A 13,298-nucleotide genomic window follows, 5' to 3' on the forward strand; every position below is an offset into this window, starting at 1 on the left:
TTTTGAGGGGGGTGCTGGGCTCTTTGGCCCTGCCCCTCCTTAAAAAAAGTGAAGTAACGCAGCCAAACGGAAAACTGAGCGTTTCCCTAGCGTCTTCCCTGCTTGGCGACTGTCCCATTATCCAGGTACAACTCATGGGTAAACAGGCTCGGCACTTCCGCCGGGTGGTGGGTTACATACATAAGCTGCACCCCGGCCTGGGCCAGGGGCTCCAGGCTGGCTAGGTAATGGTCCCGGCTCTGCGGGTCCAGCCCGGAACATGGTTCGTCCAGCAGTAGCAGGGCCGGGGAACACATCATGGCGCGGGCCAACAGCACCCGCCTGCCCAGGCCGCTGGAAAGGGTAGAAAATGGCTTGCTGGCTATGTCCCCCAGCCCAAAAAAACACAGCCAGGCATGGGCCTTGTCATATTCTTCCGGGCTTGGGGTGTCGTATATACCTACTGCTCCGGAACGCCCGGAAAGAACAATGTCCACGGCGGGCAGGTCGTAGCCATATTCGTACTGGAGCCTGTCGGAAACATAGCCCACATGATGGCGGAAAAAGGGCAGGTCTGGGCGGCATTGCCCGCACCATAGCACGTCCCCGCCATAGGCGGCAATTTCTTCGCCATACAAAAGCCGTAGCAAGGTGCTTTTGCCTGCGCCGTTTTCCCCTGCCACTACCCAGTGCTGGCAGGGCTGAACGCTCCAGGAAATGTCGTGCAGTACTCGCGCCCGGTCTATGAAGACTTCCACATCATGCAGCATAAGCACCGGGGGGGTGCCTTGCTGTTTTTCCAGGCTGGGGGGCGTGCATGCCAGTTCTGTGCCCAGTGTGGCCTGATGGGCATGCCACAAGGCAAACCGCTGGCACAACGGCTGGATATTTTCTAACGGTGGATTGTGGGAAATGGCAGTACGTGCCTCAGGGGCGCAGGCTTCGGTATGCACGCCGTGTGAATTCTCTTCACGCCCTTGTGCTTCGGGCTGGCGTAAATACAGGCACATGCGCCTGTTGGCACAGGCATAGGCTTTTGCTGTGGGGTGCTGTGCCCCACAGGGGTAAAATCCACTGGGAACAGCAAGGCCATGCTTGGGCTGCTCCTGCCCGGCCTGTTCTTGGGGGGCAATGGCCAGGGCGGTGGTGACAAAATGGGGAATGTCTTCGCTGCGGTGGGCTGTGAATACAAGGGTGGAACCGTGGGTGGCGGCATGTTCCAGCAAAATGCTGACGGAACCTCTGGCTGTTTGGCTCAGGCCGTCATAGGGTTCATCCAGTAGCAGCAGGGCAGGCTGGGCAACCATGGCGCGCAATAGCAGTAATAGGCGCAATTGCCCTTGGGAAAGAATGGAAATGGGCATATCCAGCAAGGCGGTGGTGCCTGCCTTTTGGGCCAGGGTGCGGGCCGTTCGTTGCTGGGCTTCAGTGGCAGTGCCATAGACCATGGCTTCATTGCTGAAGCCGGAAAGCACCAGTTCTTCCCCGCGAATGCGCCAGCCCTGGCGCACATAGCGTGCCTGCTGGGCAGGGGAAACCAGCCGGGTGTGTTCCCTGGCTATAATGGGGGAAGTTTCCGTTTGGCCTTGGTCAAAACACCAGGTTATGCCGCCTGCGTCTTGGCCCACCGGGCGCAAAAAACCGGCAGCAAGTTCCAGCAGGGTGGATTTGCCCACCCCGTTTGGCCCCATAACCGCCATGTGCGTGCCAGGAAACACGCTAAAGCACAGGCCTGTGAGAATGCTGGTGGTGCCCCTTTTTGCCTCAACCCCTTGCATGGAAAGCAAGGGAGCAGGGTGTGTTTGACTCATGCGCCGTGCCCTTGCGGCTTGGTACAGAGCATGGCGTGCCCTGCGGAAAAAGGCAGAACCTGCGGTGTGCCCTGGCTAAAAATCAGGCTGTGGGCGTAGCCAAATTGCTGGGCATAGTGGGCAAGTTCGGCAAAGGCGAAGGCCGGGGTGTTTTCGCAGTGGGCGTCTGCCCCAAAGCTAATGGGCAGGCCAAGGGCCGCAGCGCGCTGTATAATGGCTGGGCAGGGGTATACTTCCTGGCAGTTTTTACGCAACCCGGCAGAAGAAACTTCCATGGCCATGCCTGTTTCTTTCATGGCTAGCAGGGCGGCATCTATCAGGGCAGGGGCCTGTGGCGTGGCAAGCCAGTGGTGAAAATCTGCCACGGTATGAATTTTAATCAGGTCCGGGTGGGCTGCTACGTGGAAAAGCCCTGTGCGGCACATGCGTTCCAGGTCTTGGTAATAACGGGCATAGGCGGTGAAGCGCTGGGCCTGGGAAATGCCTTCCCATTCCTTTTCCGGTCCGTCAAACCCCCATGTACCCTGAAAGTGCAGCCCGCCAATGATATAATCATAGGGGTATTCGGTGCACAGGGCGCGGGCGTAGTCTTCCTGCCCGGCAATGTAGTCTACCTCAAGCCCCAGCAGCACGGTTATGCCTTCCTGGGCCGCAGTGGCTTTCAGGGCCTGCACTTCAGCAATGTAGGTGGCAAAGGTGGCCCGCAGGTTTTCCTGGTAGTCTGTGGCATAGCAATACCCTTCCGGCCTTGGGGAATGCTCTGAAAAGCCAATAATGCTCAGGCCTTTTGCTTTTGCTGCTGCATACATGGCTGCGGTGCTGGCAACCCCGTGGGAATGGCTGGTGTGCATATGCACGTCTGCCACAATGGGCAGTGAGGAAGATGAAGAACGTGTTTGCAAGAGAGTGCCTTTAGTTTTTTGGGCTGTTTTTTACACGGCTCAAGGCTTTTTTTACGGCAAGTTCCACTTCATTTTTTGTTACTGGGTCACGCAGAACAATGCTGCCCCCCTGCACATAACGGGCGGGTAAAAAGTTCAGGGCACACGCATACACATCATACACGGCGTCGCTGCCCAGGCTATTTTCCGGCAGTGCGGCAAGGGCGTTTGCCAATGCTTCGGCCACGCGTATTTCGTTGCGGTTGCGTACTGTGGAAAGATCAATGTCCCCAATCATGTACTTTTCGTTCTTGTTGGTCATAAGTTCACCTTCCTATCTTTCTTACAGGGTGTATACATTACTTGGGGGCGGCTCGGCAAGGGGGAGCAAGTTATGTGTTTTGCATATGCGGCCTTTATTCGTGACGCCGGGTGTTGTGCGGTGGTCGCCATGTGTGGTATATCCCCTATGCCGGAAGGACCACTCTGGTATTATCGGCAAACATAAGGAGAATACTCATGGCTGCGAAAAAAATTCTGTGCCTTGCAGGCGATTTTGTGGAAGACTATGAACTTATGGTGCCTTTTCAGGCATTGCTGGCAGTGGGGCACAAGGTAGATGTGGTGTGCCCGGGTAAAAAGCCGGGGCAAACCATTAAAACAGCAATTCACGACTTTGAAGGCGACCAGACCTATACGGAAAAGCCGGGGCACCTTTTTGCCCTGAATGCCGACTTTGACGCGGTAAAAACCCAAAACTATGATGCCTTGCTCATTCCCGGTGGCCGCGCCCCGGAATATTTGCGCCTGAACGAGCGCTTGCTGGATATTGTGCGGGAATTTGATGCCGCCAAAAAGCCCATTGCTTCAGTGTGCCACGGCCAGCAAATTCTGGTTTCCGCAGGGGTGCTTAAGGGCCGAACCTGCACGGCCTATATTGCGGTAAAGCCTGACGTGGAAGGCGCAGGGGCCACGTGGTGCGCCATAAATGAAACAGCTACCAATGCCTGCATCGACGGCAACCTGGTAACTGCCCCGGCCTGGCCCGCCCACCCAGAGTGGATTGCAGCATTCCTGAAGGTGTTGGGGACGAAGATTACGTTGTAAAGGCCTTGCTTTGAAGAGGGGGTAAAGCAATTTCACTTTGAAATTGCTCGGTGGACGCATACCGAATACTCCCTTGCATACCCACCCGCACCCAAAAACACGTATCACACGGCTGTTGCCCCGCGCAACAGCCGTTTTGTATTAGTGCACCGGGGGGGATTTTCCTGCATGCAAGGCTGGGCCGCACCTGCCACAGGCAGCACTGCACTATGCAGGGGCATTGGGGGTGCTTTGGGGGGGGCGGGGCCAGGCAAGGAAACCTTTTGTTTGCACTTAGTGCCGGAAAACGCTATGCCCTGTACGCGCTCTTTATTTTGAGGGGGGCATGAGTTTTTGATTTACAGGAAAACGCCGCCAAACGGAATACATCAGCGTTTTCTTACAGCAGGAGATGGTATGGCACTTATCAGCATGCAGGGGGTAACCCTGAACCTTGGCGGCAAAACCGTGTTACGCAACGCCGATTTTTTTCTTGAGCCAGGGGAACGGGTGTGCCTTATGGGGCGCAATGGCGCTGGTAAGTCTTCCTTGCTCAGCTTGCTTTCCGGGCAGCGTCAGCCGGATTCCGGCATTGTGGTGCGGGGGGTAGGGGCCTTTGGGCATATGCCGCAAGATGTGCCCGCCTCGTGGCAAGGCACCGTGTTTGCCGTTACGGCCATGGTCCTTGGGCCGCAAGGGGCAGGCCTTGCCGCTGCCTATGATGCCACTACCGCAGGTCTGCCCTGTGAACTTTCCCAGGAAGGGTGGGAATATTATGGCGAGGTGCTGGGGGTTATTAACCGCCTGGGCCTTACGCCGGAGGCAGATTTTGCCTCACTCTCCGGCGGGACAAAACGCCGTGTGGCACTTGCCCGGGCATTGCTTGGGGCAGAAGATTTGCTGCTGGACGAACCCACAAACCACCTGGATATTGAGACCGTTACGTGGTTGGAAGATTTTTTGCTCCGCCGGGCACGCAGCCTTGTGTTTGTGAGCCACGACAGGGCCTTTATCCAGCGCCTTGCCACCCGCTTTGTGGAAGTGGACAGAGGGGGGGTGCACAGCTACGCCTGCACTTATGACCAGTATGAGGAACGGCGCGAAGCCCGCCTGGATGCGGAAGAGCGGGCCTTTGCCCTGCACGACAAAAAACTGGCGGCAGAAGAGGTGTGGATACGCCAGGGCATTAAGGCCCGGCGCACCAGGAACATGGGGCGAGTGCGGGCGTTGCAGCGCCTGCGCGGGGAACGGGCTGCCCGCCAGCAACGCCAGGGCAATGTGGTGCTGCAAGCGCAAGAAGCGGCGCGTTCCGGCAGCCTTGTGCTGGAAGCGGAAAACCTTGGCTTTGCCTACCCTGGGGAAAAACCGCTGTTCACGGGTTTTTCCACTGTGGTGCAGCGGGGCGACAAAATTGGTCTTGTGGGGGCAAACGGGGCGGGGAAAACTACTTTGCTGCGGTTGCTACTGGGGGAATTGGAGCCTTCGCACGGCAGTGTACGCCTGGGCACCCGGCTGGAGGTGGCCTATTTTGACCAGATGCGGGCAGGGCTGAACGCCAGTGCCTCGGTCATGGACAGTGTGGCAGACGGCAACGACACCGTGGTTATTGGGGGCAAAGCGCGCCATGTTGCCGGGTATTTGCAAGATTTTTTGTTTACCCCGGACAGGCTTCGCCTTCCTGTGGGGGTTCTTTCCGGTGGTGAACGTAACCGCCTGCTGCTTGCCCGCCTGTTTACCCGGCCTTCCAACGTGCTGGTGCTGGACGAACCCACCAACGACCTGGACATGGAAACCTTGGAATTGCTTGAAGAATTGCTGGGCGACTATAATGGCACAGTGCTGCTGGTAAGCCACGACAGGCGCTTTTTGGACAACCTGGTGACCAGCGTGTTTGCCCTGGAAGGGGATGGCGCTGTGCATGAATATGTTGGTGCCTACACAGACTGGCTGCGCCAGCGCAGAACTGTTGAGGCAGGCAATGCCAGTGCAAAGAGCGACGACAAAAATGAAGCAAAGCCTGCGTTGGGTGATGAGGCAAAACGCCAGGGAGCGCGGCCAAGAAAGCTTTCATTTAATGAACAGCGGGAATTGACCAAACTGGGGCAAGAGCTGGAAGCGCTGCCAGGGCTCCTTCACGCCTTGGAAGAAGAACAGGCCCAACTTGAAGCGCAACTGGCAGTGCCAGACTTTTTTACAAAAGATGAACAGGGGTTCCATGACGCTGCGGCGCGCCTGGAAGCGGTGGAAGCAGAACAAACTGCCCTGCTGGAGAGGTGGGAATTTGTTGAAGCGAGGCTCACTATTCTTGATGGGGCTTAATTTGTTTGGGGGACGCTTTCCCCCAACCCCCCTGCAAGGGGCGTGACGCCCCCTGCCCCCCCATATACGCCCGTGGCGAAAGGGGCAGAGGAGGCAGAGCCCCCCATGATTACTCTAGGCTTGGCTCTTGCTGTTCCAGGGGGCATTCGTCTTCAGCAGCAAGGGCAGCCACAAGCAGCAGGCGGCTTTTTGCCCCTGTTTTGCGCAGCAGGCCTTGGGCGTAAGTGCGCACGGTGCTTTCCCGCAGGTTAATTTGGTATGCCATTTCGCTGGAAGAGAGGCCTTGGGCCAGCATTTCCAGAATTTGCACTTCCCGGTTGCTCAGCCTATACTTTTCAGAAAATTCTGTTATTTTTTCCGACCGATACGGCCTTGGCTGCAACGCTTCGTGGGTGAATTCTTCGTCCTTGAATTCCTGTTTGTCAGGAAGTGGTGAATCTTCAAACATATTCTGGCAGGCCCGTGCTACAAAGGGCAGGCCAGCAAGGCTTAGGGCGGCAAACAACGTAAGTATTGTAAACAGTATTTTTCCGAACATTTCTTCTGAAAGTATAAAAGCAAGTTGTTGCATGCCCAACTGGCTTAACATGGAAAGTGCCGGGGTGAGCAGCCCAAGCCAAATGGCAATTTGGGGCCTGTTGCAGCGCAGGCTGAACAGCCCACATGCCAGAATGCATATAAATGTCTGCATTTTTATGCCAATAATCAGCACAATGGCAGAGGGAGCCTTGGGCGTAAAAGGCAAAACAAGGCCCATGGCAGCAATAGGTAAAAGCAGCAGGGTTATTGCCAGAATCCATTGCAGCGAATGCTCCCCTTTTTTGTTCACCCACAAGCCAAAGGAAAGCAAAATGCCAGCCAGGGCAACGTTTGCATAGAGCTTGTAAAACGAAAACGAAAAAGAGAGTTCCGGTGCATTCAGCACAAACTCTGTTATTCCAAGCATCAGGAAGCAAGGGACCACAATCCAGATAAATGGCAAGAGATTGTGCAGAGAAACCTTAGTCCCCTGCGTTTTTTGCGTGTTGGGGTATGTAATGAACAGTTCCCAGGCAATAAGGGCAAATACGACGCAAAACATGGCTCTGGCAGTATTAATAAAGGGCAAATAGATATGGGCAAAATAATCAAGGGGCACATCCCCTACAAATTTACTTGACTGGTCCAGTGGTGGAATCATTGCCCATATCATGCTGATGAGTGCGCCACTTATGCCCATAAGGGCAGCGTGCATGCCCTGGAGTGCCGGGTGGAATAACAGACGTGAGGCCACTGGAATTAACATGGCCCACAGCATGGGCTGCATGAAGTTGATGAAGAGTGTTCCCGACAGGGGCATTATGCCTAATATTTGTAATAGTAGGGACGTTATGGCAGGCAAAAGTAGCCCCAAAAGGACAATGCAACGCCCAACAAGAGCTTTGCGGCTTGTTTGAGGCATGAATTGTTCAATAACGGGTAACAAAAAGCTGGAAATGGTAATGCCGCAAAAAAAGCCCAGAACAGAAAAGGGCAGGTGGGTTATTGGTATTCCGCGTTTTTGAGCAAAAAAGGACGATAGCGTATGCACGGCAACGAATGTAAGTATGCCGAAGAGCCAGAGGGTATGCCCCTTGAGCGTGAGGAGTGAAGAATGGCTATGCCGCTGCATGGTGCTGAACCCTGTTTTCCGGAAGCCTGTGGTGTGTGGGAATTACTATAAGCAACTGCCAGAGAAGTGTGAAAGAGCAGATGCCTAGAGGGGGGCTTGCGTGCCTGACTGAACTGGCCTGAAAGAGCAGAAAAGACGCGAACGAGTAAAATAAATCTATCACAGGGCTTCATAATGCGCAACGGTTGTGTGTTATCTTATAGGAAAAACAGGCTGTTATTGGGTCTTTTTAACATCCTTTACTGTGGGATGGGAATCTCTATTTGGCTGATATTTCGTCACTTTTTTGAGATGGCACGGGAAAGAGTAACAGGAAAAAAAGTTTACAGTGTTACCTAATTGAACGCGGATTGTTTCCGTTTCGCGGTGCTGTTTCCCCCATGCCAACAGTAGCCGAAAATCTGGGAATAAATGATATGAATGTGTTGGTTGAGTTAATGAAAGAGTATGGCACAAGAGCATCGCAACTTTGCAATGCGCTGTGGAACAGAAAGGCAGCGTTTCACAGGGAGCATGTTCAAGGGAACGTTGTCCTTGAAGTATGTGTAATTGCTACTGTTATGGCTTTCTTACAGGCCCTTGGGCTTCCCCGGGCTGGCTTTTTGCCTAGCGGGGCATAGTTTTCCCCAGGGCAATAAGGCGGCAGGCCCGTTCGGCGGCATCGCACAGCAGGGGGTGGGCGTTGGCAACGCATTCTTCAAGGCTGGCAATGGCGCATACCACGCTGGCCAAGCCGTCTATGCCATGGCTGTACAGGGTGTTTGCTTCTTCCCCCAGCGCGCCGGAAAGGCACAATACTGGCTTGCCATAAGCCTTGGCGGCCTTGGCAACCCCCACAGGGGCTTTGCCATACATGGTCTGGCTGTCTGTTCTGCCTTCTCCGGTAATAACAAGGTCGGCCTTGGCCACCCGCGCCGCAAAGTTGGTTGCTTCCAGCACAAGGGAAACCCCAGGCACCAATTGGGCAGGGGTATAAAAAAGCAGCCCGGCCCCCAGCCCCCCGGCTGCCCCGGCCCCTGGGGCGTTTATCATGTCTTTTCCCGTGGCGCTGGCGCTAACCTTGGCAAACTGGTGCAGGGCTGCGTCCAGTTGTTGCACCTGCTGCGCAGTGGCCCCTTTTTGCGGGCCAAACACGGCAGAAGCGCCCCGTGGGCCACACAGGGGGTTGTCCACATCACACGCCACAAGCAGGCTGGTTTTGGCCAGCAAGGGGTGCAGGTTGGCAAGGGTAACCCCTTTCAGGCTGGCAAGGGCTGCCCCGCCGGGGGGCAGGGGGGCACCTTGGGCATCATGAAAAACAGCCCCCAAAGCACGCAGGGCTCCGCTGCCGCCATCATTGGTGGCGCTGCCCCCAATGCCCACCACCAGCCGGGGCAAGGTGGTGTGTTCCGGGTCGCTTTGGGTTACTTCGCTGCTGTGCAACGCTTCCAGGGCCGTGGCAATTAACTCCCCTGTGCCATGGGTGCAGGCGCGCAGGGGGTCGCGTTCATGGGTGTGTAGCAAAGGCAGGCCGGAAGCTGCCGCCATTTCCACCACAGCGGTGCGCCCGCCACCAAGCATGCCCCATACCGCTTCAATGGGGCGGCCCAGGGGGTCTTGCACGGTGTGGGTGTGCAGGGTGCCGCTTGTGGCGTTCACCAGGGCTTCCACAGTGCCTTCGCCGCCATCTGCCATGGGGACCATGTCTATTTCTGCATGGGGAAAAACGCGCAGCACCCCTTGGGCCATGGCCTTGGCTGCTTGCAGGGCTGAAAGACTCCCTTTGAATGAATCCGGGGCAATGAGTACGCGCATGGGTACCTCGTAAGGGGAAAATGGGCAGGGGAATGAAGAATGCACAGGCTGGCGTGGGGCCAACACTGCCGGGTGAATTATGGCACCTGGGCAGAACAAACAGGCCACATGCAGTGGCTGTTGCGTGGTACCATAATATACGCCAAGGGGCTGACGGCGGCAAGACACTGCAACAAAAATAAAAATGACAAAAAATGAAAAAAAAGCTTGCAATGTTTAGTGAGTTTCGCTAAACCTCTTTCTCGCACGCCGGGGTAGCTCAGTTGGTAGAGCAGAGGACTGAAAATCCTCGTGTGGGCGGTTCAATCCCGTCCCCCGGCACCATTTTTCGGACTGCGAAAGTCCATAGAAGGCCGGAATCACTAGAGATAGTGGTTCCGGCTTTTGTTTGTTTTGCGTGGTGGGGGGGTAGTGAGGAGTGCAGACGCGGGAAAGGCAAAACAGACATGTATAGACCCGCCCTTTAAGTCAAGACTTTTCTGAACAAAAGATACGAATGCGGTCATGTATTCGGCATCTTTCCGGGGTTCACCCCTGTGCCATGATGGTATTCGCGCTTCCGGTTCTTATCACACCCTCGGCATTTTCTGCCTGTGTCTGTCTCAGAGTTTCCGGAAGCCGGTTCGACCGTTTGCCCATCAAGTCTTGAACATTCGTCAGGTAGGAGATTTTTTCAAGTTTCTTTGAGATAAGTTATTTAGGGCAAAGCGCACCTGTACTCTTCTCCGCGAGCCAAAAGTACCCAGATTGCCCTTGCAGTTTTGTTGGCTAGGGCTACGGCAGCAATGTGTCTACCTCGCCTCGCGGAGATATTTTGCACCTAAATTTGACTAGGAAGTTGAGAGTCAGGTCGCAACAGAGCGTACCGTGTAACAATTCGTGCTCCTTGGATAAGTAGTCTTCGAATGCAGCCATTGCCTCGTTTGCTAATCCCCATAAGCTTTTGTTTACCCCCTGAAGAATGTTCCTTGGGTGTTAAGCCGAGGCTGGCAGCAAATGCTCTACCGTTTTTAAACTGTGTCGCGCTGCCCACATGTGCCACAATGGCTGTAGCGGTGAGGGGGCCGACTCCAGGAATTTTTTGGAGACGCTTACATGCATCATCATTTTTGGCATAAACCATAATTTTGGCTTCATACTTGGCGACCGCCGAGTCGAGGTCCACAAATTCTGCATAGAGTTCCGACAGGTAATCTCTGGCTTGCAAGCTCAGTCCATTCTCAAGTTCTTCAATTATGCCAGGAAGAAGCCTTCGCGCATAGGTTATCCCCTTGGGGATCACAATACCTTGCTCCATGAGCAGAGCCCTCACCTGATTGACGAGAGATGTTCGCTCCCTCACCTTGCGTTCCCGAATCCGGTGCCATGCGCTCATGTCTTGTTGTGCTACAGTCTTAACAGTTACAAACCGCGTGGAAGGGCGTCCAACGACTTCGCATATAGCCCGTGCATCGGCGGCATCTGTTTTGTTGTTGAGCACAAACGGCTTGACGTGCCGAGGGGAAATCATTTTCACTGTATGCCCAGCATCAAGCTTGGCTATTTCCCGTGCCCAGTAATGCGCACCGCCACATGCCTCAAGCCCGACCAGGGAAGTGGGAAGATTCGCAAAAAATGCTAGCACAGCCCCCCTTTTCAGCTTCTTGTTAAAGACATCTTTTCCATGCTTATCAACACCGTGGACTTGAAAATATTGCTTGGCAATGTCCAGCCCGATACAGCATACTATTCCCATGACCCGCCTCCTTGGCTTTAAGTGAATCGCAATGATCACTTTTGGCACTTTGATGCCGCCGAGTCTACGACTCTCTTGGGGGCGGGTCTATCCCATCACACCCCCGCCGCCAGTAAAACCGACGCCCGTGCAAGCAACGGTAAAGCCTGTGGCACCGCAAAGGGGTGGTTTTGCAATTCCGCCAGACATTCCGCTGCATGAGTTGTAGCGGTAAGTATAGATTTATTTAAACAAAAAGCCCCATTTTGGGGCTTTTTGTTGTCAGAACGAATCTAAACTTATTATTTATAATTATTCTATGCATTAATTGGAATACGCTCACCCATGCCGCCACTTGTTCCGGCTCCGCCCAGTCCAGCCGTTCCCGTCCCTCCCATGCCTCCTCCCGATCCTTCTGAGGCCTTTTGGAGTTGGTCATTAAGCATCATTAACTGTTGACTTAACATGTTGATTTCGGCCTCAATCGTTTTTACTTCAGCATTGCCAGTAAGAGACTCCACGGCGGCGTCAACAGTGTCTTCTGCCGGATCTTCGCTTGATTTCGTCTTTGTTCTTCCACTTGTTGCCTGCGCTTCTGCCAAGCGCGCAGTGGCCTCTTCTAGCTTCTTTTTTACTTGTTCAATCTGTTTTCGGATTTGATCCAGTGGGTTGGTCTTAGATTCTTGCTCTTCGCTTTGATTAGCAATCAGGCCAGATGAGCTTTGAGGTCTAGCTTCATCATTGCCAGACTCTTCGGATAGTTTCCTAGCTTCCTCGGAAATAGTTACCTTGTCTCCGGTTTGCTGAGATTGACTAACGGTAGCGTTTTCTATGGTGTTACCAGTTTGACTCGTATTATTAGCTTTTTGAAGAGTGTCTTCCTGGAGAATATACAACAATTTGCTTTCTGGTGTAATATTGGCAATCATTGGGCAACTCTCTTTTGCTTTGGGTGAGTTTTTATACAATAATATTAATAGAAGGTGTTACCACCGCAGGGGTTGGGGTTGCCATTTCTGGCGCAGAGGGCAGAACAGCATCAGCAGCAGGCTCCGGATTTGAAGCGGCTACTTCCGGGGCAGGAGTAGGGGGTGATCCCTCATTGCCTTCGATAGGCAGGCTTTCTATTGGGTTGCCATTTGCATCTTTAGGAGCGGCAGCCTCTTGAGCTTTTTCTTCAAGGTCTTCTTTGGTTGCTTTCAGATGTGTTTCTTCTGCTGATTTGACAACTTCATTATTCTGATGCCAGAAAATTTTCTTTTCAGCTCTTTTGAGCACAGCATATCGTTCACCAGAAGAACTGGCGCTTTCGTACTCGGCTTTGGCTGTCTGCAAAATAGATGTGAGCGCATTCTGCTGCTGGTCTTTCATTTCATCGTTTGCTTTCATGCCAATAAGCATCGCCTGGATATACCTTGATTCCTCTTTTTCGGCGGAAGCAAAGTTTCTGGACATTAAATTGGGAGAACTGGCAGACACAGAAGACGGAAAAGCGTCCAAAGATTCCTGCGTTTGTATAGCTAAATTTTGCGGCGTAGCATCAGAGGTGGGCAGCACTTCCTCCTGTTCTTTTTGAAGAGAACGGAGCATGCCAAATAGATTATTTCCAGTTCCTTGTGAAATACTGCCTATCATAACGAATCACCTCGTTTTGAGTATCATCATTCCTTATCTTTGTTATCGGTCTTTTTATTTTTTCCATTAGGTGGTAATTACTTTTTTTGTTTTTTCTAGCGTGAGCATAATTCAAACGAAGGGACCAGGATTGAACTGGCGGCACAATTCCATGGCAAAAATTTGTTGGTAAAATTGTTGGTAAAATTTTTACCAACAGCTTATTTTATCCTTTATTTAAGTACTGTAAGGTTATATTTCAATCCCGTCCCCCACACAACAACGGCCTGCATATTACTATGCAGGCCGTTGTTTTTTTGTGGGGAGGTAACGCTCAGTTTTTCGTTTGGCAAGGCACGAGTTTTTTGTGGCAGGAGCCAGACTCTTCTGTCTTGCCCTGCCAATGCTTGCGCATCCTTCCCTAAAGCCGACGGCAGTCGCGAACGTAG

At 53.5% G+C, this 13,298-nt stretch carries 10 protein-coding genes, 1 tRNA gene and 1 pseudogene; 3 read left to right on the plus strand and 9 right to left on the minus strand.

The annotated features are described in order from the left end of the window. Window positions 1-86: 86 nt before the first annotated feature. The 3 genes from G497_RS19415 to G497_RS0114075 are packed head-to-tail and all read right to left on the minus strand — an operon-like array spanning window position 87 to window position 2,993. Complete coding sequence (locus G497_RS19415) at window positions 87-1,790, minus strand: ATP-binding cassette domain-containing protein (protein ID WP_051258160.1); 1,704 nt, start codon at window positions 1,788-1,790, stop codon at window positions 87-89. Continuing rightward, complete coding sequence (locus tag G497_RS18415; RefSeq protein ID WP_245576399.1) at window positions 1,787-2,692, minus strand: histidinol-phosphatase; 906 nt, start codon at window positions 2,690-2,692, stop codon at window positions 1,787-1,789. Before G497_RS18415 ends, G497_RS19415 begins: the two co-directional genes overlap by 4 nt. A 10-nt stretch (window positions 2,693-2,702) precedes the next feature. Beyond that, complete coding sequence (locus tag G497_RS0114075) at window positions 2,703-2,993, minus strand: late competence development ComFB family protein (protein ID WP_027188626.1); 291 nt, start codon at window positions 2,991-2,993, stop codon at window positions 2,703-2,705. A gap of 197 nt (window positions 2,994-3,190) precedes the next feature. Between G497_RS0114075 and G497_RS0114080 the strand changes: the two genes are divergently transcribed. Beyond that, on the plus strand, window positions 3,191-3,778 hold the full coding sequence (locus G497_RS0114080; protein ID WP_027188627.1) for a DJ-1/PfpI family protein: 588 nt from the start codon (window positions 3,191-3,193) through the stop codon (window positions 3,776-3,778). Window positions 3,779-4,174: 396 nt separating this feature from the next. After that, the gene (locus G497_RS0114090) at window positions 4,175-6,076 is read left to right on the plus strand and encodes an ATP-binding cassette domain-containing protein (RefSeq protein ID WP_027188628.1); all 1,902 of its coding nucleotides are present in this window, start codon (window positions 4,175-4,177) and stop codon (window positions 6,074-6,076) included. Window positions 6,077-6,185: 109 nt separating this feature from the next. Here the strand turns inward: G497_RS0114090 and G497_RS0114100 are convergent, their stop codons facing one another. Both G497_RS0114100 and G497_RS0114110 read right to left on the minus strand, forming a co-directional pair. Continuing rightward, a complete protein-coding gene (locus tag G497_RS0114100; RefSeq protein ID WP_169727013.1) occupies window positions 6,186-7,361 on the minus strand; it encodes a response regulator transcription factor in 1,176 nt (391 codons plus the stop codon). Window positions 7,362-8,333: 972 nt separating this feature from the next. Further along, the gene (locus G497_RS0114110; RefSeq protein ID WP_027188631.1) at window positions 8,334-9,521 is read right to left on the minus strand and encodes a glycerate kinase; all 1,188 of its coding nucleotides are present in this window, start codon (window positions 9,519-9,521) and stop codon (window positions 8,334-8,336) included. Between the two features lie 248 nt (window positions 9,522-9,769). On the opposite strand from G497_RS0114110, the gene G497_RS0114115 reads away from it, so the two are divergent. Then, a tRNA-Phe gene (locus G497_RS0114115) sits at window positions 9,770-9,845 on the plus strand. A gap of 373 nt (window positions 9,846-10,218) precedes the next feature. Here G497_RS0114115 and G497_RS18425 read toward each other — a convergent pair. From G497_RS18425 to G497_RS20510, 4 genes and pseudogenes are all read right to left on the minus strand, one after another. Next, window positions 10,219-11,256 (minus strand): annotated as a pseudogene (locus G497_RS18425) (IS110 family RNA-guided transposase). Window positions 11,257-11,552: 296 nt separating this feature from the next. Next, window positions 11,553-12,164, minus strand: a complete 612-nt coding sequence (locus G497_RS0114125; RefSeq protein ID WP_027188632.1) for a hypothetical protein — start codon at window positions 12,162-12,164, stop codon at window positions 11,553-11,555. Window positions 12,165-12,195: 31 nt separating this feature from the next. Then, a complete protein-coding gene (locus tag G497_RS0114130) occupies window positions 12,196-12,870 on the minus strand; it encodes a RodZ family helix-turn-helix domain-containing protein (RefSeq protein WP_156908130.1) in 675 nt (224 codons plus the stop codon). A 212-nt stretch (window positions 12,871-13,082) separates the two neighbouring features. Continuing rightward, on the minus strand, window positions 13,083-13,298 hold a 216-nt coding region (locus tag G497_RS20510), incomplete at its 5' end, for a hypothetical protein (RefSeq protein WP_211228766.1).

Origin of the sequence: Desulfovibrio cuneatus DSM 11391 (genome assembly GCF_000430005.1) — a bacterium.
Taxonomy (GTDB): Bacteria; Desulfobacterota; Desulfovibrionia; order Desulfovibrionales; family Desulfovibrionaceae; genus Frigididesulfovibrio; species Frigididesulfovibrio cuneatus.

What these genes read in the sequence shown, in the direction of transcription:
- G497_RS19415 (WP_051258160.1), bottom strand. Translation starts at nt 1,790, where the DNA reads ATGAGTCAAACACACCCTGCTCCCTTGCTTTCCATGCAAGGGGTTGAG.
- G497_RS0114075 (WP_027188626.1), bottom strand. Translation starts at nt 2,993, where the DNA reads ATGACCAACAAGAACGAAAAGTACATGATTGGGGACATTGATCTTTCC.
- G497_RS0114080 (WP_027188627.1), top strand. Translation starts at nt 3,191, where the DNA reads ATGGCTGCGAAAAAAATTCTGTGCCTTGCAGGCGATTTTGTGGAAGAC.
- G497_RS0114090 (WP_027188628.1), top strand. Translation starts at nt 4,175, where the DNA reads ATGGCACTTATCAGCATGCAGGGGGTAACCCTGAACCTTGGCGGCAAA.
- G497_RS0114100 (WP_169727013.1), bottom strand. Translation starts at nt 7,361, where the DNA reads ATGTTAATTCCAGTGGCCTCACGTCTGTTATTCCACCCGGCACTCCAG.
- G497_RS0114110 (WP_027188631.1), bottom strand. Translation starts at nt 9,521, where the DNA reads ATGCGCGTACTCATTGCCCCGGATTCATTCAAAGGGAGTCTTTCAGCC.
- G497_RS0114125 (WP_027188632.1), bottom strand. Translation starts at nt 12,164, where the DNA reads ATGATTGCCAATATTACACCAGAAAGCAAATTGTTGTATATTCTCCAG.
- G497_RS0114130 (WP_156908130.1), bottom strand. Translation starts at nt 12,870, where the DNA reads ATGATAGGCAGTATTTCACAAGGAACTGGAAATAATCTATTTGGCATG.